Origin of the sequence: Actinomadura sp. HBU206391, from assembly GCF_014323665.1 — a bacterium.
Classification (GTDB): domain Bacteria; phylum Actinomycetota; class Actinomycetes; order Streptosporangiales; family Streptosporangiaceae; genus Actinomadura_C.
On the sequence record NZ_JABVEB010000008.1, the window covers coordinates 62,273 to 80,003 of the forward strand.

Consider the following 17,731-nt stretch of genomic DNA (forward strand, 5'->3'; position numbering starts at 1 on the left):
GAACAGCGGCCTGGGCACGACACGGCCAAGCCCCCAAGCACACTCCCAAAGGAGACACTCTTAATGGCTGACTTCGTCGGAGCGGTCGACCAGGGAACGACGAGCTCCCGCTTCATGATCTTCGACCACGGTGGTAACGAGGTCGCCCGGCACCAGCTCGAGCACGAGCAGATCCTTCCGAGCCCCGGCTGGGTCGAGCACGACCCGACCGAGATCTGGGAGCGGACCCGATCGGTGATCACGACGGCTCTGAACAAGGCGAACCTGTCGGCCGCGGACCTCGCCGCGGTGGGCATCACCAACCAGCGCGAGACGGCGGTCGTCTGGAACCGGCGCACGGGCCGGCCGTACTACAACGCGATCGTCTGGCAGGACACCCGTACCGACCGCATCGCCTCGGCTCTCGAACGCGACGGCAAGGGCGACGTCATCCGGCGCAAGGCCGGTCTGCCTCCGGCGACCTACTTCTCCGGCGGCAAGATCCAGTGGATCCTGGAGAACGTCGACGGGGTCCGCGAGGCGGCCGAGGCCGGCGAGGCCGTGTTCGGCAACACCGACAGCTGGCTGCTGTGGAACCTCACCGGCGGCACCGACGGCGGCGTGCACGTCACCGACCCGACCAACGCCAGCCGCACCATGCTGATGGACCTGGAGACCCTCGACTGGGACGACGAACTGCTGTCGCTGTTCAACATCCCGCGCCAGATGCTGCCGCAGATCAGGCCGTCGTCGGACCCTCAGGGCTACGGTCTCACGCGTGCCGCCGGCCCGTTCGGCGGCGAGATCATCCTCGCCGCCGACCTGGGCGACCAGCAGGCCGCGACGGTCGGGCAGGTCTGTTTCGAGCCCGGGCAGGCAAAGAACACCTACGGCACCGGCAACTTCCTGCTCCTCAACACCGGCAACGAGCTGGTCCGATCCACCAACGGCCTGCTCACCACCGTCTGCTACCAGTTCGGTGACGCCAAGCCCGTGTACGCACTCGAAGGCTCGATCGCGGTCACCGGCTCGGCCGTACAGTGGCTGCGCGACCAGCTCGGCATCATCTCGGGAGCATCCGAGAGCGAGTCGCTCGCCCGCCAGGTCGAGGACAACGGCGGCGTCTACTTCGTGCCTGCCTTCTCGGGTCTGTTCGCACCGTACTGGCGGTCGGACGCGCGCGGGGCGATCGTCGGTCTCTCCCGCTTCAACACCAACGCCCATCTCGCCCGGGCGACCCTCGAATCCATCTGCTACCAGACGCGCGACGTCGTCGAGGCGATGCAGCAGGACTCCGGAGTCGTCCTCGACGTGCTCCGGGTGGACGGCGGCATCACCGCGAACGAGCTGTGCATGCAGATGCAGTCCGACATCCTCGGGGTCCCGGTGTCCAAGCCGGTCGTGGCCGAGACCACCGCGCTCGGGGCCGCGTACGGCGCCGGTCTCGCGGTCGGCTTCTGGAAGTCCACCGAGGAGCTGAAGCGCAACTGGAACGAGGACAAGCGCTGGCAGTCGGAATGGAACGACGAGCAGCGCGAGCACGGCTACGCCGGATGGAAGAAGGCGATCGAACGCACGCTCAACTGGGTCGACATCGACTGACCACCGCATAGCGCCAGGGCGGGGCCGGCCGGACTCGTTCTCCGGCCCCGCCCGGGCGCCTCCCGCAGACCTGCTCACCTTGAGGAGCCCGCGCGTGACATCGACACCACTGGACCCGCGGTACCGGGACGCCGCACTGCAGACCATGGCCGAGACCGAGTTCGACGTGCTGGTCATCGGCGGTGGCATCGTCGGAACCGGCGCGGCCCTCGACGCGGTCTCGCGTGGCCTGTCGGTCGCGCTCGTCGAGGCGCGGGACTGGGCCGCGGGGACGTCCAGCCGATCCAGCAAGCTCATCCACGGTGGGCTGCGCTACCTCGAACAGCTCGACTTTCGGCTCGTCCGCGAGGCCCTACGGGAGCGCGGCCTGCTCCTGACCAGGCTCGCCCCCCACCTGGTCCGGCCCGTCCCGTTCCTGATTCCGCTCAAGAAGCGGGTCTGGGAGCGCTTCTACATCGGTGCGGGCGTCGGCCTGTACGACACGATGGGCGGTGCGCGCGCACTCCCGAGGCAGCGCCAGCTGAGTCGGCGCGCCGCTCTTCGCGAGGCACCCGGCCTGCGCTCGGACGCGCTCGTGGGGGCGATCCAGTACTACGACGCGCAGACCGACGACGCCCGTTTCACGTTGGCGGTCGCGCGGACGGCCGCGCAGTACGGCGCGTGCGTGGCGACGCGCACCGAGGTGACCCGCTTCCTGCGGGAGGGTATCCGGGTGACCGGCGCGTGCGTACGCGATCTCGAGACCGGCCGCGAGATCGCGGTACGGGCGCAACAGGTGATCAACGCGACCGGGGTGTGGACCGACGGCAGCGGTGAGATGGCCGGCATTCGCAGCACGTTCACCGTGCAGGCGTCCAAGGGCGTTCACTTCCTGGTGCCCCGCGACCGGATCTTCCTCGACACCGGCCTGATCCTGCGCACCGAGAAGAGCGTGCTGTTCGTCATCCCGTGGGGACGGCACTGGATCGTCGGCACCACCGACACCGCGTGGGATTCGGGCGACGACCCGGTCGCCGACCGCGCCGACATCGACTACCTGCTCGAACGGGTCAACGCGGTGCTGCGCACACCGCTCGCCTACGAGGACATCGAGGGCGTCTACGCGGGTCTGCGCCCGCTGCTCGCCGGCGAGTCCGACGACACCGCCAGGCTCTCACGCGAGCACACCGTCGCGGAGCCCGTGCCCGGACTGGTCGTGGTGGCCGGTGGGAAGTACACCACCTATCGCGTGATGGCGCAGGACGCGGTCGACATGGCGGCACGCGGCATGAGCGGCCCCGTGCCCGAGTCGGTCACCGCCCGCCTGCCACTCCTCGGCGCCGAGGGGTTCGAGGTGCTCTGGAACGATCGCCGGCGGCTCGCGGCGAGATCCGGCATGCACATCGCCCGCATCGAGCATCTGCTGAACCGCTACGGATCGTGCGTCGGCGAGCTGTTGGAGCTCGTCGCGGCCGACCCGGACCTCGGCGAGCCCATCCCCGGCGCGCAGGACTACCTGAAGGTCGAAGCCGTCTACGCGGTTTCGCACGAGGGGGCGTTGCATCTCGGGGACGTGCTGTCCAGACGGATGCGGATCTCCATGGAGGAGCGCGACAACGGAGCGACCGCCGCGCGCCATGTCGCCGACCTGATCGCCCCGATCCTCGGGTGGGACGCCGGTGACGTCGCGGCCGAGACGGAGGAGTATCTGCGGCTGGTCCGCACCGAGCACGGCGGTCAGTTGCGCACGGATGCGGACCCGGATCCGGCCCAGGTCGCCCAAGTGCCCGCCTGACGACCCCGCGGGCGGGGGCTGGCGCCCCCGGCGTCCGGCCGGTCCCGTTTCGGTGAAGCGCCCATTGGCGAGTCACTGGCGCGGTCATGACCATTTTTTCTGGTGCGCTGCCGCAGAGGGGCACCATGCCACGTTTATCTTTTCGTGCGGCCTGAGAGCGCAAAGAAGTGGTAATTCTTTTTGCCCGTTTTGCCGGTACGGCGATCAGTCGAATGTCGGAGGGTATGAAATCTCATATCGCTGCTGTACGGTGCGGATGAAGCTGTGGAGGGTCGGGAACTCTTTGATGGGCCATAGCTGGGCATAGGTGCATGATCTTCTATGTGAAAGAGCGGGTTCATGAGTGAGATCAGCCTTATCGGCCGCTTCGGCTTCGTCGTCTGCGCGTCGGCCGCCGTAGCAGGCACCATGCCGCAGGGTACTGCGGAGGCGGCACCCGTCCCGGCGGCCGCGATCGGGCGGAGCGCCCTGTTCGACAGTGGGGACAACGACGTCGACGATAACGTTTCACGCGTCTCCGGCAAGAAGAATTCCGTCACCGCCAACAGTCCGACCAAGAACCAGGGCGCTCAGCACAACTCGTCCAATAACAACGGCCGGAACATTACTTTTCAATACGCCCTGTGCAGGCGTGTGAAGAACTGCAAGATCTCGCAGAGAGTGATCACCAGGCGACGCTTCGTAGGCTTCAGTGGGCCGCCTCTGACGAGCATGGAGAGATTTGCGAGCCGGAGCGGCTTTCGCTTTTTCTGGGACGACACCCGTGCCACCACGATCAAGAACCCGTCGATGATGAGCCTGAGCGTGGAGAACCCCTGAGTTCGGACGCACGTCGCCACGTCAGGGCGGCGCGACCGGCGGCTCGAGACCGGCGCCCGCCGGGTGATCGGCCAGGCCACGTCGCCGGTGATCGTCCCCACGCCGCATGCCGCAGCCGAGATAATTGTTTTGTGGCTGAAGCAGACCATTTCTGGTGCTTTTCGGGTGGGGCGGATCTGGGGAAATCTCCCCATGCATACGCCTGAGACGCCCATCAAACGCGGTCGTGCGCATCTGCCGGAACGCGGGTCGGCAGCCGAACTCGGGCGGCGAATCGCGGAAACGGTCACTACCGTGCAGGCCTTTCTCGCGATCTTCTGGTTAACTCCCATGACCAGCGGATCTCGCCGGCATACCCAGTGCGCCGACAGATCCGCCATGACGGTCGTGTTCGGCCGGGCGACCATTTATGATCGCGCGGGCCGATCGCGACCGACCGGCACTGTCGACCCACAATCGGATCTTCAACCATCGGCTCGCGGCCACTAACGGCCACTTATGGCCCGGCTGTTTCTGATACTCCTGTAACGGCGTTCAGGCGGACGGAACACTGGCCTTTTGTTGACGAAGTTGTGGAGTCGGTAATGCTGATCTGCATCCTCGCCGCGGCCTCGGCGGTCGCTGTGGTCATCGTGGCGTCGTTCCTCTTCCGGAAGCTGAGTGGAGATCCCAAAGATGACGAGCGGGACGGCGAAACGCCACGCCACGCCGGGGCGATGCTCTCCGCGCTGTTCCTGCTGGCGTTCGCCATGGCCATCGTGGTGCCGTGGACGACGGCCGACTCGGCCCGCCAGAACACCTACGCCGAGAGCCAGGCCGTCGTCGAGGCGTACTGGTCCGCGGCGGCCCTTCCCGCTCCGGCGTCCGGACAGGTCCAGGCGGAACTGCGGGGTTACGTCCAGCACGTACTCGGCCGGGAGTGGCCCCTCATGGCGAAGCAACGGCTCAGCCCGGAGGGCTGGTCGCGCCTGGACAGGTTGCGCGCGAACGTCACGGGGCTGCGCGTGACGGGTGACGACGCTCGAGACGCCCGCGCCGACGTACTGGCCGAGATCCAGAACCTGTCCACGGCCCGTCACCAGCGAGCGGCGGACGCCAAGGCGACGCCCCCTGCGGGTCTGCTCATCCTGACCATCCTGGCGGGGCTCGCGGTCATCATCTTCCCGTTCCTCACGGGCGCGCGGCCGCGTGGCATGGACATCGCGCCGCTGATGGTCATGGCGGCGCTGCTGGGGGTCGGAATCTATCTGGCCTTCAACATCTCTCACGTGTTCAGCGGTGGCCTGGCGATCGAGCCCGACGCCTTCACGGCGGCACAACAGGAGTTCCAGCGGATCTCTGGAGGCGGCTGATCGTGCGTGCCGCTCGGATGGCCGGGTTGCTGACCGCGTTGATCGCGGGACTCGGTGTCGCCGCACCCGCGTCGGCCGCCGCGACCGCGCGTCCGGCTCGGTCCGTGGCGGCGGCGTACGGCCCGGCCGCCGGCCCGGTGCTCGCTCTCTGCGTCGACCTCGACGTGGAGTTGCTTCTGCGCCTTCGGCTGGTCATCGGGAGGTGTCGCGGCGCTGATCACCCCCCGGAACCCGGGCCTCCGGCGCCTGTCCCGCCGCCGACTCCGACCCGGCCGCCGGCGACTGCCGGCCCGCGCCCGCCGGCGCCGCCCACGCCACGCCCCGCACCGCCGATCTCGGCGGCGTCGGAGCCTGCGCCACGGCCCCTGGCCATGCGGCGCGCTCCAGAACCCACGCCGTCCGCGGTGACCCGCCGGCCCACGCCTTCATCGGCGACGACGAGCCACCGGGCACGACCGTCGTCTCGGGCGGTCGCACCCTCGCGCCGCAACCGGAATCCGCTGGGCACGGTGATGGTGTTCGTCGTCCTCTCGACCGTGATCGCCTCCGGTGCGGGCCTGGCCTTCGCCGCTCGCCGATGAGCCGCAGGATCTCCAGGAGCCGCAGGCCGGTGTCGATGGTCTTGGACCCGGCGGCGGCCGCCGCGACGTCCGTGCCGCCGGACGCCTCGGATCGGGCGGCCGGCCGGTCACCGGGCGCCCAGGCGGGGAACCGGGGTGTACCGCACCGGCAGGTGCTTGACCCCGGCGATGAAGTTGGACACCAGCCGGTCGGGCGGCCCGGCGAGTTCGATGTCGGGCAGCCGCCAGAGGATCTCCCGGTAGAACGCTCGCAGCTGCAGGCGGGCGTAATGCGCACCCAGGCAGACGTGCGGGCCGTCACCGAACGAGACGTGGTCGTTGGGGTTCCGGGTGATGTCGAAGCGCAGCGGGTCGGGGAACCGGCGCTCGTCGTAGTTGGCGGAGCCGTGGAACACCACGACCTTGTCTCCCGCGGCGATCGGCTGCCCGGCGAGGACCGTGTCGACCACGGCGGTGCGCCGGAAGCTGAGCACCGGCGGGTGCCAGCGCAGCATCTCCTCGATCGCCGAGTCGAGCCGGTGCGGATGCGCGAGCAGGCGGTGATGCTCGTCCGGGTGGCCGAGCAGGGCGATCATGCCACCGGGCAGGGCCGAGCGTACGGTGTCGTTGCCCGCGATCACGAGCAGGAAGAAGAACATCGACAGCTCGGGATCGGTGAGGCGCCGCCCGTCCACCTCGGCCGTCGCCAGCGCAGTCATCACGTCGCCGGTGGGACTGCGGCGCTTGTCCGCCGCGAGCCGGCGGGCGTAGTCGAACATGTCGGCCAGCATGGCCGGAGACCGCGGGTTGACCGGCCCGCCGCCTGCGCCCTCCACGACGGTGGCGTGATCGGGGTCCTGATAGCCGACGACACGGTTGGTCCAGGCCAGGATGTGGGCGCGATCGCCAGCGGGTATGCCCAGGAGGTCGCCGAGGTTCTGGATCGGGAACTCGTCCGTCACGTCCACGGGCAGGTCGCACTCGCCCCGCTCGGCGATCTCGTCGACGAGGAGCCGGGCCCGGGCCGCCACGTCGGCGGTGAATCGCTCCACGCGTCGTGGCGTGAAGACCCGGGAGACGATCCGCCGAAGCCGGCCGTGGGCCGGCGGGTCGAGGTTGAGCATCATCTGCCGGATGAACGGCAGGTCCTCGGGCGCGGGGTCACGGATCTGCGTGGCTCCGAGCCAGGAGCTGTACTCCGTCGGCGTCCGCAGGACCCGCACGACGTCCGCGTAGCGCGTCACCGCCCAGAATCCGGGCCCGGCCGGCCAGCCGTCCACCTCGTGCTCATCCTGCCAGTGCACGGGGTGCTCGCCGCGCAGCCGGCGGTAGGTCTCGTGGGGAATGCCCCGGGAGTACACCTTCGGGTCGAACACGTCGAACGGTGGGCGTACCCCGCTCATGAGCATCCCCCTTTCTCCGGTGGTGTCAGACGGCCAGGAAACGTTCGATCGTGGACACCAGCGCCAGCGGCGTCTCGTCGGTCGCGTAGTGGCCGGCGTCGGCGAACCTCACCAGTTCGGCGTTCGGGTACCACTTCAGCCAGTTGGTCCGCACGTAGTCGGCGGTTATCGCGGCGTCCTGATCGCCGACGATGACCAGCACGGGCGTGGGGTCGTCGACGACCTCGGTGTGGAAATCGGTGCGGGCCCAGGCGTCGAGGTAGGCCCGGAAGGCGGTGACCGTGGAGTTCCGCAGCGAGTTCTCCACCATCTCGTCGAGCCAGGCGCTCGGGAGCCGGCCGCCGGTGTTGACGTCGATGATCGTTCGTCTGCCGGCGGGGTCGTCCGCCGCGCCGACGAACAGTGCCCATCCCGCGTCGTCGAACGGGACGCCCGACGCGGGCACCGGCGAGATCCCGACGAGCTTGCGGACCCGGCCCGGTGCGTCCACGAGCACTCGTTGCATCACCGTCCCGCCCATCGAGTGACCGATCAGCGAGAAGCGGTCCCAGCCGAGCTTGTCCGCGAGCGCGATCACGTCCCCGGCGATCTCGGCGAGACTGAACTCGCCCGAGACGTCACGGGCCTCGCCATAGCCTCGGTAGTCCGGAAACGCGTAGGTGAACGTGTCACCGTCGAGGTAAGGCCGCATCTTCTGGAAGGCGTTACGGTCGCCGAACCAGCCATGCAGCGCTATCACCCGGTGGGCGCCGGAACCGTGGATGTCGTGGGGGAGTGCGATGGCGGGCATGCCGGATTCTCCGGTTGATGCCCAAATATTGGGCGTGACGGACGGGATATGGGCACCTGATGTCGAGAGCCTTGAACGTCACCGTGAGCGTGTCAATGGAAACGGGCGAAATGCCGGGCCGGCCCGCGAGGAGGATCGAACCGGGTTCTCGCGGTAGCCCCCCAGCCGGCTTCGTCCCATGGCCGTGACCATCGGGAGGGTTGACTATCCGTGATCTGGACTTGGTCGGGCGGTGTCGTTCGAGGTCGTCTCGGGTTTGGTGTGGAGGACCTCGCGGCCCTGCTCTGCGGCGCGGGTGATGCTCTCGCCGACGAAGTCGAGGAAGCGGGCGATGTTCTCGAGGCGGGCGGCGGCCGGGGTGCCGGGGCCGAGGACGCCGACGCCCTGCCGTGCGGTCTCGATGACCTGGACGAGGGACCGGGCACTGGCCATCATCGCCTGGTACCAGATGTCGTCGTCGACGATGTAGCGGTCGCGGCGGCGTTCGTCGCGTTCCCGGCGGACGAGGCCCTGGCTCTCGAGGAACGTGATCGCTTTGGAGATGGACGCAGGGCTGACCTGGAGGCGCTGGACGAGTTCGGACGCGGTGAGGCTGCCCGCGTCGGTGGTGTAGAGGCAGGCCTGCACCCGGGCCATCATCTTGGGCGTGCCCGCTTGCATGAGGACGGTGGTGAACGTCTCCTCGTACTCGCGTACGGCCTCGGGGTCGCGTCCGTGGGCCTGCGGGGGCGCCTGCGGCCCCCGGGGCGTGGCCTTCCTGCGCCGGTGGGTGCGGCGTTCGGTGGCGCGGTGGGCCAACTCGGCGCGGTAGACGGTGGGGCCGCCGTTGCGCATCACCTCACGCGTGATCGTCGAGGTCGGACGGTCGAGGCGTCGGGCGATCTCGGCGTAGGGGAGGCCGTCGGCCAGCCCCAGCGCGATCTGCTGGCGTTCCTGCTGGGTGAGCCTGCCTCCCGGCATCGCGATCTCCTTGGTGATCCTTCGTGGCGGTCCCTGATCCCCCCACTATAGCGTTCACTTCTCATCCATTGCAATGATCAGAACAGTCATCGTTGCGTTACTTTCGAGACCGTTGCAACGATTTCTCGGCTTCTACCTGCGTACATGTCAATCCTGTGCAACAGATGTGTTGCTGGATTCTAGAAAGCAACGTAGCGTTTCCATCATCAGAAACAACGAACGAGCGCAGGAGAGCACGATGCAGAAGTTCGACACCCCCGCCCCGATCTCCGCCGTCCTGGACATCCCCGCCGGACGCATCCAGTTCATCGCCGCGGACCGCGCCGACACCACCGTGCAGGTACTGCCCGCCAACCCCTCCAAGAGCCGCGACACCAAGACCGCCGAGCAGACCACCGTCGCCTACGCCGACGGCGTCCTGCGGATCATGACCGCATCCCCCAACAACCAGCTCTTCGGTCCCTCCGGATCCATCGAGGTCACCGTCCGGCTGCCCGCCGGCTCCCGCATCGAGGCCAAGGCCGCCAGTGCCGAGCTCCGCGGCGTCGGACGCCTCGGCGACGTCGCCTTCGAAGGCGCCTACCGCCAGATCAAGATCGACGAGGCCGCGAGCGTCCGCCTCACCGCGATCGACGGCGACGTCGAGGTCGGCCGGCTGGGCGGCCCCGCGGAGATCAGCACCGCAAGGGGCGACATCCGGATCGCCGAGGCCGTGCGCGGCACGGTCGTGCTCCACACCCAATCCGGCGACGTCTCGGTCACCGCCGCCGCTGGCGTCTCAGCCGCCCTGGACGCCGGCACCGGCTACGGCCGCGTCAGCAACGCCCTCAAGAACGATGGCACCGCCGAACTCGACATCCGCGCCACCACCTCCCACGGCGACATCACCGCCCGCAGCCTCTGACCCGCAGCCTCTGAGGAGCACCATCATGACGAACCTGGCCATCGCGGCGAACGGGCTGCGCAAGTCCTACGGCGACAAGGTCGTGCTCGACGGCGTCGACCTGGCCGTACCCGAAGCAACGATCTTCGCGCTGCTGGGGCCGAACGGCGCCGGTAAGACCACGACGGTCCAGATCCTGTCCACCCTGATCAGGGCCGACGCCGGTGAGGTGCGGGTGGCCGGTCATGACCTGGCGACCGAGCCGGACGAGGTGCGGGGCGCGATCGGTGTGACCGGTCAGTACTCGGCCGTGGACAAGTTGCTGACCGGTGAGGAGAACCTGCTTCTCATGGCCGATCTCAAGCATCTGCCGCGCAGGGACGGTAAGCGTAAGGCCGCTGAACTGCTTGAGCGTTTCGACCTGGTCGACGCGGCGAAGAAGACGGCCGGCACCTATTCCGGTGGTATGCAACGCCGGCTGGACCTGGCGATGACTCTGGTCGGCGACCCTCGCCTGATCTTCCTGGATGAGCCCACCACCGGCCTGGACCCGCGCAGCCGCCGTTCCATGTGGGGCATCGTGCGTGAACTCGTCGCGAGTGGCGTCACGATCTTCCTGACCACGCAGTACCTGGAGGAGGCCGACGAGCTCGCCGACCGCATCGCCCTCCTCGACCACGGGCGGCTGATCGCCGAAGGCACCGCCGAAGAGCTCAAGCGGCGTATCCCCGGCGGCCACATCAAGCTCACCTTCGCCGACACTCGCCTGCTCGACGCCGCCCGCGACCTCCTCGGGGCAGGGACCGCCGCTGACCCTGAGGCGCTCACCCTGCAGGTGCCCAGTGACGGCGGCGTCCGCGCGATCCGCGAACTGCTCACCCTCCTGGACGAACGCTCGATCGACATCGACGACATGAGCGTCCACACCCCCGACCTCGACGACGTCTTCCTCACCCTCACCGGCCAGCGCAAGGAGACCACCCGATGAGCACCCTCACCCTCGCCGCGCGCGATTCCTCCACCATGGTCCGGCGCCAGCTCAAGCGCCTGCTCCGCTACCCCTCCATGACCGTGCAACTCATCGTCACGCCCGTCATCATCCTGTTCCTGTTCGTCTACGTCCTCGGCGGCACCCTCGGCGGCGGACTCGGCGGCGGCCGCGGCACCTACGTCAACTACGTCGTCCCCGGCATCCTGCTCATGGCAGCCGCCACCGCCGCGACCGGTACCGCCGTCATGGTCGCCACCGACATGACCGAAGGCATCATCGCCCGCTTCCGCACCATGCGGATCTCCCGGGCATCGGTCCTCACCGGCCACGTCGTCGGCAGCGTCATCCAGCAGCTCCTCGGCATGGCCGTCCTCATCGGCATCGCCCTGGCGATCGGCTTCCGCCCGAACGCCACCGCCGCCGAATGGCTGGCCGCCACCGGAACGCTCACCCTGTTCGTCGTGGCCATCACCTGGCTGTCGGTCGCCCTCGGCCTGAAGTCTCCGACCCCCGAGGCCGCCAGCAACGCCCCGATGCCCCTGATCCTGCTGCCCTTCCTCGGCAGCGGCTTCGTCCCCACCGACTCCATGCCCACCGTCCTCCGCTGGTTCGCCGAATACCAGCCCTTCACCCCGATCATGGAAACCGTCCGCGGCCTCCTCCTCGGCACCCCGATCGGCAACAGCGCCGCCATCGCCACCGCCTGGTGCGCCGGTATCGCCGCCGTCTCCTACCTCTGGGCCAAGAACACCTTCAACAAGGCCTGACCATGAACCGGCCGAACAGGGCCGCCCGTCGCACCCGTGATCATGCAGTTGTTCGCGCCGCGCCGCGCGAACAACTGCATGATCACGGTGGAGAGGACCTCTTGGCGGCCGCTCAGTGCAGGACCGAGCCCGGCCCAACGGGCGGTGTCCGCGCGGCCCGGGCCTCCCACGCCCGCGCGCCGGCCTCGTCGCCGCGCCGGCGCAGCAGCTCGGCCAACTTCTCCATGGCCAGACCCACCTCTGCCTCCGCGGCCCGTAGCCACCACCGCTCGGCCTCGGCGTCATCGCCGGCCTGCTCGAAGAGCACACCGAGATTGAAGATCGCCGGCCTCAGACCGGTCTCGGCCGCGCGCCGCATCCACGTGATGGCGCCGGCGAGGTCGCCGTGTTCCTCCCAGATGAGCGCACTCAGGCCGACCATCCCGCCGGTGTCACCGGCCTCCGCCGCCCGGCGATACCAGGGCTCCGCCGCCGCGGCGTCATTTCGCTGCTGCATGAGGTGGCCGGCGAAGTCCACCATCGCCTGCACGTCACCGTTCTCGGCGGCCCGCTGGATCCAGTGCACGCACTCCGCGTCTCCGCGTTCCTCCAGCAAGGCCGAGAGCCGTCTCATGGCGGACGGGTCGCCGGCCTCGGCCAGCACGCGCAGTTCCTTCTCCGGATCCGCGTTCCGGCCGAAACGCCGCCACAGCGCCACCATGACGGTCATCATGCCGTAGTCCCGGCGTGCGATGTTCTTGACAGCCCGCGCGGGGACCTGTAGAAAACCTGAAGGTTATTGAACTAAGAGGTTATTGATGAGCCCAGATCTGCTCGACGCGACGTTCGCCGCGCTGGCCGATCCGACGCGGCGGGCGATCCTCGCGCGGCTGACGTCGGGCGAGGCCACGGTGACGGAGTTGGCCGCGCCGTTCGACATGAGCCAGCCGGCCATCTCCAAGCACCTCAAGGTGCTGGAGCGTGCCGGCCTGGTCTCGCGCGGTCGCGACGCGCAGCGGCGGCCGTGCCGGCTCGAAGCGCGCCCGCTCAAGGTCGCCACCGACTGGCTCGAGACCTATCGGGGCTACTGGGAGGAGAGCTACCAGCGCCTCGACACGCTGCTCGACGAGCTCAAGGCCACCGGTGGGGCCGGCGAGTGAGAGGCGATCGGGGTCGTTCATGAGCGACAGTGGATCCCTGACGGTGATGACGCCCACGGACCGCGAAATCGTGCTGACCCGGGCGTTCGCCGCACCCCGCCGCATGGTGTTCGACGCGTTCACCAAGCCGGAGCTGCTCGAGCGCTGGTTCGGTGCGCGCGGCTGGAACCTCGTCGTCTGCGAGGTCGACCTGCGTACCGGCGGCACTTGGCGCTTCGTGTCCCGCGGCCCGGGCGGCGCGGAGATGGGCCACGGCGGTGTCTACCGCGTGGTCCTGCCGCCGGGCCGCCTGGTCTACACCGAGCTGTACGACGACCAGTCGTACCCGGGCGAATCGCTGATCACCCACGAGTTCGTCGAGCGGAACGGCGTGACCACGCTGACCAGCACGGTGCTGTACGCGTCGAAGGAGGGCCGCGACACCGTGCTCAGGTATCCCATGGAGCGCGGCGTTACCGAGGGCTACGACCGCCTCTCCGAGCTGCTTCGGACGCGCTGAAGGCGAATCAGAAGGACGCTCGAGCCGATGGTCTGACCGGCTGTCGGTGGTCTGGCCGACTAGAAATTGAACAGGGACGGAGACGCATCATGAACTGGACGCTGGAAGTGGTCGTGGTTCCCGTATCGGACGTGGACCGCGCCAAGGCGTTCTACGCCGAGCAACTCGGCTTCAATGTGGACCACGACACCAGGGTCAACGATGAGACCCGCTTCGTTCAGCTGACCCCTCCGGGGTCCGGCTGCTCGATCGTCGTCGGAGAAGGGATCGGGCGGGACATGCCGCCGGGCTCGCTCCAGGGTCTGCAGTTGGTGGTGCCGGACATCAACGAAGCGCGTGCCCAGCTCGTCGAGCGAGGAGTGGAGGCCGGCGAGGTACAGGTCATCGGCGAGAACCCGAGGCCGGTGGAGAACCCTCTCGACAACGTCGGGTTCTTCTTCTTCAGCGATCCGGACGGCAACGGCTGGGCCGTACAGCAGATATCCGACCGCGCCTAGGCGGCTGTCCGCGCTGTCGCGGCATGACAGGGCCTTCGCGCTCTGGTGAGGAACGCCGGACGGGCCGTCCGGAGCGGCATGCTCCGTACGGCCCGTGCTTCGGGTGCCCGTGCTTCGGGTGGCCCGTGCTTCGGGTAGAACGTTCAGTGCCGGCCGGGGAGGTGCCGGAAGGCCAGCACTGCGGTGGCCAGGACGATGGTGGCCGTGATCAGCACGCCGAGGTCGGCGCCGTCCGGACCTGGGTCCCGGCGTCGGGCCGTGGCCTACTCGGATGAAGCGGGCCAGTCCCAGTGCGGGACTTCGCGTAGCGGGTGCAGTTGGTCGTCGGTTTCGGCGTGAGAATTCTGCATGGCGACCTGTGAGCCGAACTCGACGTGAGAGAGCAGCGCCTCCCGGAACGGCCGGTCGGCCGGCAACTCGGCTCGATCGGCGGCCGCCATGTACAACTCGACGAACCGCTGACGCTGCGCTTCGGTGATCTGCAAACCCCGGTGCACTTTGATCAGCAGCGGAAATCCGCCCATGTCCTGGGAGAACGTATCGGGGCCGCCGAAGGTCTCGGCGGTGAAGGCCGTCAGGTGCGCGACGTGATCGGGGCGGCCGGCACCGAACAGCGGCTGCAGTAGCGGGTCTGACAGCACGCTGCCGTAGAAGATGTCGATGAATCGGTGAAGGCCGTCGTATCCACCGGCATGCTCGAAAAGACTCGCCATGATTACAGCATTACATATATGCAGGTGCGCTCGCCAGATCTTGCTCATCACAGCGACGGATCAGGGCGAGCGGAGGTGGCCTACGCCTGCCTCTGCTCGGAGGGCCTCCTCCTGACGGCCGCGCCGCCGGATGCTCGCCGGCGGCGGGGGCGAGGTGGAAAACCCTACTAAAAAAACGGTGGATACCTCCGTGGCCCTGCCATGAATGGGTCGATTCAATGACGGAGTGAGCTTTAAAGAAAGCGTTCTTGACGACGTTGTCCGGGTCGAATCGCTGGTGAAGAGTTACTCGTCCGCGGTCGGCGCGGTTCCCGTGCTACGGGGCCTGACCCTCGGATTTCCCCGTCACCGGCTCACCGCGGTGATGGGTCCCTCCGGCTCGGGCAAATCCACCCTCTTGCACTGCGCGGCGGGACTGGACCGGCCGACCTCGGGCCGCGTCACGCTGGGCGGCACCGACCTGGGCACGGCGAGCCGGCGGACGCTCAGCCGGATCCATCGGCGGCGAATCGGCTTTGTCTTCCAGTCCTTCAACCTGCTGCCCATGCTGACCGCCGCAGAGAACATCGCGCTGCCGCTGCGCCTGGCCGGTCAACGGCCACGGCACGAGCACATCGCGGGCCTCCTGGACCAGATCGGGCTGGCAGGCCTCGCCGGTCGCCGGCCGGCCGGGCTTTCCGGTGGCCAGCAACAGCGCGTGGCGATCGCGCGAGCGCTCGCGGTCAAACCCGATGTGGTCTTCGCCGACGAGCCGACCGGTGCTCTGGACGGAGTGTCGAGCCGTCAGGTACTGGACCTGCTGCGGGCCGCGGTCGACCGGTACGCGCAGAGCGTGGTGATGGTGACCCACGATCCGGTGGCCGCCTCCCGTGCCGACTCGGTGATCTTCCTCGTCGACGGGCAGGTCCGCGACACCCTGGATCACCCGACCGTCGAGGACGTGTCGGCACGGGTCGGCAGGTGGGACCGATGATGGCGGCGCTGGGCGTGAAGTCCATGCGGCACTACAAGCCCTTGTTCGCCGGCGCCATCGCGGCGATGGTGCTGGGAGTCACGCTCATCGGAGTGACCGCGACCATTCTGTCCTCCGCGTGGAGCCTGTCGTCGTCGACGGCCGGCGCCGCCGTGACGCTCGGCGGGCACACCTACCACCGCGACGCCTCGGACATGCAGGGCATCACCACGGTCCTGGCGCTGAGCGCGGTCGTGTCCGGCTTCATGACGATCATGGTCGTCGCGGGCACCTTCGCCTTCTCCATCGCGCTGCGCAGGCGGGACCTCGGATTGCTGCGCCTGGTCGGTGCGTCCGGAATGCAGATCCGGTGCATGGTGCTCGGTGAGGCCGTGGCCGTGGCGGTGCCGACCGCGGCGATCGGTTGCGTGATCGCCGCGGTGGTGACGCCGCCGACGGTGCACGCGCTGAACCGGCGCGGGCTCAGCCCGGTGCCGTTGCCGGAGCGTGCGGCCGTGGGCCCGCTGCTCTTCGCGTACGGCGCCGGTCTGCTTCTGGCGGTGCTCGCCGCCCTCGTGGCGTCACAGAGGGCCGCCCGGGTCCGCCCCGTCGAGGCGCTGCGGGACGCCGCCCTCGACGCGAACATCATGACCAGGGGCCGGTGCGCCGTCGGAGTGCTGACGCTGGCCGCCGGAATCACGATGATGAGCACGGCGCCCGGGGCCGGCGCGGCGAACGTGACCCCATTGGTCATCTTCGGGACGTTCGCGCTGACCATCTCTGCGATCACGCTGGGGCCGGTCTACCTGCCCTGGCTCACCCGGCTGTTCGGCCTGCCCGGCCACCTGCCGGCCGGCCTCGCAGGCCGGCTCGCGGTCGCCGTCGTGACGACCTCACGCCGGCGCACCAGTTCGCTCGTGGCCCCGATGCTCAGCATCACCGCGGTGGTCGGAATCATGCTGGGCGTCATGATGACCAGCGACGCCACCGGCAGAGCGGACCGGCTCGCGCGCAGCCAGGGCCAGGTCGTGGTCGAGCCAGCGGACGGGACGGGGTTGGACGAGGAGACGCTGCGCCGCGTCGCCACCGCGCCGGGCGTGCGGGCCGTGTCGGCGCCGGCTCCGCTGAAGGTCGCCTTCGCCACCGCGAGCGGCGAGGGAGGGCCCGGCCGGCCGCCGGGCTCGGGTGTCGCGACGGCCGCCGCACTCGACCTGCCGGCCCTGGCCGCGGTCCAACGGATAACAGCGGTGGAGGGCCGCATATCGGCGCTGACCGGCGATCAGATCGCGATACGCCAGGGCTATGTGGACCTGTTCGGAGTGCATGCCGGTGACAGGCTGCGTCTCGGGTTCTTCGACGGGCGCACTGTCACCGCGACCGTCGCCACCGTCCTGCACGGCGACACGTCGATGCCGTGGGTCATGATCTCCCCCGCCCTGGCCGGTGACCAGGCCGCAGCCCCGGCGCACGCGATCGTCAGGCTGGACGGCTCGTCCGGCGACCTCGCCACCACGGCGCAGATCACCCGCGCCGCGGGACCAGACACGGTGCGCGTGGTGCCGATCTCGCACTGGCGCCAGAGCGACGCGAGCGTTCAGGACCGCCTTCAGCACGTCGTCGTCTTCATCCTGGCCGGCCCCGCCTCGATCTTCGCATTGATCGCGGTCGCCGGAACCCTGGTGATGGCGTTCAGCGGACGCAGGCGGGAGATCGCCGGCCTGGTCCTGCTCGGCGTGTCCACCGGCGCCATACGACGGATGGTCGCCCTGGAGGCACTCCTCGTGACGATCACCGGCATCGGGCTGGCAGGGCTGTTCGTCGGCCTAGGCCTGACCGGCTACCACACGGCGCTGAAGGGCGATTTCCTCGCCACCGCGATCCAGGTGCCGTGGCTCGAACTGGGCGGCCTCGCCGGCGGGTGCCTGATCGTCTCGACCGTGACCAGCGTGGCCTCGGTGGGCCGTACGCTGCGCCGCCCGGCGATCGCCCTGGTGGGTCTGCGTGAGTAGGAGTCGACCGCGAGACCGGATCACGCGGTGACGATCCGTCTC

The 17,731-nt window shown here is 69.0% G+C and carries 19 protein-coding genes; 14 read left to right on the forward strand and 5 right to left on the reverse strand.

Going from position 1 to position 17,731, the window contains the following annotated elements; all coding sequences use genetic code 11:
- Window positions 1–63: 63 nt before the first annotated feature.
- The 6 genes from glpK to HKK72_RS06020 all read left to right on the forward strand — a co-directional run bounded on the left by glpK (window position 64) and on the right by HKK72_RS06020 (window position 6,107).
- Entirely contained in the window at window positions 64–1,581 is a 1,518-nt protein-coding gene (gene glpK, locus HKK72_RS05995; RefSeq protein WP_187233223.1) for a glycerol kinase GlpK, read from the forward strand.
- A 145-nt stretch (window positions 1,582–1,726) separates the two neighbouring features.
- Window positions 1,727–3,355, forward strand: a complete 1,629-nt coding sequence (locus HKK72_RS06000) for a glycerol-3-phosphate dehydrogenase/oxidase (protein ID WP_187233277.1) — start codon at window positions 1,727–1,729, stop codon at window positions 3,353–3,355.
- Window positions 3,356–3,694: 339 nt separating this feature from the next.
- Window positions 3,695–4,174, forward strand: a complete 480-nt coding sequence (locus HKK72_RS06005; protein ID WP_187233224.1) for a hypothetical protein — start codon at window positions 3,695–3,697, stop codon at window positions 4,172–4,174.
- Between the two features lie 63 nt (window positions 4,175–4,237).
- On the forward strand, window positions 4,238–4,663 hold the full coding sequence (locus HKK72_RS06010) for a hypothetical protein (RefSeq protein WP_187233225.1): 426 nt from the start codon (window positions 4,238–4,240) through the stop codon (window positions 4,661–4,663).
- Between the two features lie 95 nt (window positions 4,664–4,758).
- Window positions 4,759–5,526, forward strand: coding sequence for a DUF4239 domain-containing protein (locus tag HKK72_RS06015; RefSeq protein WP_187233226.1), 768 nt, complete (start codon window positions 4,759–4,761; stop codon window positions 5,524–5,526).
- Window positions 5,527–5,528: 2 nt separating this feature from the next.
- On the forward strand, window positions 5,529–6,107 hold the full coding sequence (locus tag HKK72_RS06020; protein ID WP_187233227.1) for a hypothetical protein: 579 nt from the start codon (window positions 5,529–5,531) through the stop codon (window positions 6,105–6,107).
- Between the two features lie 107 nt (window positions 6,108–6,214).
- On the opposite strand, the gene HKK72_RS06025 is transcribed toward HKK72_RS06020, so the two are convergent.
- From HKK72_RS06025 to HKK72_RS06035, 3 genes are all read right to left on the reverse strand, one after another.
- Entirely contained in the window at window positions 6,215–7,489 is a 1,275-nt protein-coding gene (locus HKK72_RS06025) for a cytochrome P450 (protein WP_222720384.1), read from the reverse strand.
- Between the two features lie 25 nt (window positions 7,490–7,514).
- A complete protein-coding gene (locus HKK72_RS06030; protein WP_187233229.1) occupies window positions 7,515–8,279 on the reverse strand; it encodes an alpha/beta fold hydrolase in 765 nt (254 codons plus the stop codon).
- A gap of 204 nt (window positions 8,280–8,483) precedes the next feature.
- Complete coding sequence (locus HKK72_RS06035; RefSeq protein ID WP_187233230.1) at window positions 8,484–9,239, reverse strand: GbsR/MarR family transcriptional regulator; 756 nt, start codon at window positions 9,237–9,239, stop codon at window positions 8,484–8,486.
- A gap of 238 nt (window positions 9,240–9,477) precedes the next feature.
- On the opposite strand from HKK72_RS06035, the gene HKK72_RS06040 reads away from it, so the two are divergent.
- The 3 genes from HKK72_RS06040 to HKK72_RS06050 are packed head-to-tail and all read left to right on the forward strand — an operon-like array spanning window position 9,478 to window position 11,880.
- A complete protein-coding gene (locus HKK72_RS06040) occupies window positions 9,478–10,143 on the forward strand; it encodes a DUF4097 family beta strand repeat-containing protein (RefSeq protein WP_187233231.1) in 666 nt (221 codons plus the stop codon).
- A 25-nt stretch (window positions 10,144–10,168) separates the two neighbouring features.
- Complete coding sequence (locus HKK72_RS06045) at window positions 10,169–11,110, forward strand: ATP-binding cassette domain-containing protein (RefSeq protein WP_187233232.1); 942 nt, start codon at window positions 10,169–10,171, stop codon at window positions 11,108–11,110.
- Window positions 11,107–11,880, forward strand: coding sequence for an ABC transporter permease (locus HKK72_RS06050; RefSeq protein WP_187233233.1), 774 nt, complete (start codon window positions 11,107–11,109; stop codon window positions 11,878–11,880). The genes HKK72_RS06045 and HKK72_RS06050 overlap by 4 nt, the downstream gene beginning before the upstream one ends.
- 112 nt (window positions 11,881–11,992) lie before the next feature.
- On the opposite strand, the gene HKK72_RS06055 is transcribed toward HKK72_RS06050, so the two are convergent.
- Entirely contained in the window at window positions 11,993–12,592 is a 600-nt protein-coding gene (locus HKK72_RS06055) for a tetratricopeptide repeat protein (protein ID WP_187233234.1), read from the reverse strand.
- Between the two features lie 85 nt (window positions 12,593–12,677).
- Here HKK72_RS06055 and HKK72_RS06060 point away from each other — a divergent pair, with 85 nt between their 5' ends.
- From HKK72_RS06060 to HKK72_RS06070, 3 genes are all read left to right on the forward strand, one after another.
- Window positions 12,678–13,019: an ArsR/SmtB family transcription factor gene (locus HKK72_RS06060; protein WP_187233235.1), complete on the forward strand. Its 342-nt coding sequence runs from the start codon at window positions 12,678–12,680 to the stop codon at window positions 13,017–13,019.
- Between the two features lie 19 nt (window positions 13,020–13,038).
- Window positions 13,039–13,518, forward strand: coding sequence for an SRPBCC family protein (locus HKK72_RS06065; protein WP_187233236.1), 480 nt, complete (start codon window positions 13,039–13,041; stop codon window positions 13,516–13,518).
- Window positions 13,519–13,607: 89 nt separating this feature from the next.
- Window positions 13,608–14,015, forward strand: a complete 408-nt coding sequence (locus HKK72_RS06070) for a VOC family protein (protein ID WP_187233237.1) — start codon at window positions 13,608–13,610, stop codon at window positions 14,013–14,015.
- A 263-nt stretch (window positions 14,016–14,278) separates the two neighbouring features.
- Here HKK72_RS06070 and HKK72_RS06075 read toward each other — a convergent pair whose 3' ends face one another.
- Complete coding sequence (locus HKK72_RS06075) at window positions 14,279–14,728, reverse strand: group II truncated hemoglobin (RefSeq protein ID WP_187233238.1); 450 nt, start codon at window positions 14,726–14,728, stop codon at window positions 14,279–14,281.
- Window positions 14,729–14,954: 226 nt separating this feature from the next.
- On the opposite strand from HKK72_RS06075, the gene HKK72_RS06080 reads away from it, so the two are divergent.
- Both HKK72_RS06080 and HKK72_RS06085 read left to right on the forward strand, forming a co-directional pair.
- A complete protein-coding gene (locus HKK72_RS06080; protein ID WP_315987103.1) occupies window positions 14,955–15,701 on the forward strand; it encodes an ABC transporter ATP-binding protein in 747 nt (248 codons plus the stop codon).
- Window positions 15,698–17,689 (forward strand): ABC transporter permease, encoded by a 1,992-nt coding sequence (locus tag HKK72_RS06085; RefSeq protein WP_187233240.1) that lies wholly within the window; start codon window positions 15,698–15,700, stop codon window positions 17,687–17,689. Before HKK72_RS06080 ends, HKK72_RS06085 begins: the two co-directional genes overlap by 4 nt.
- The last annotated feature ends 42 nt before the right edge of the window (window positions 17,690–17,731 follow it).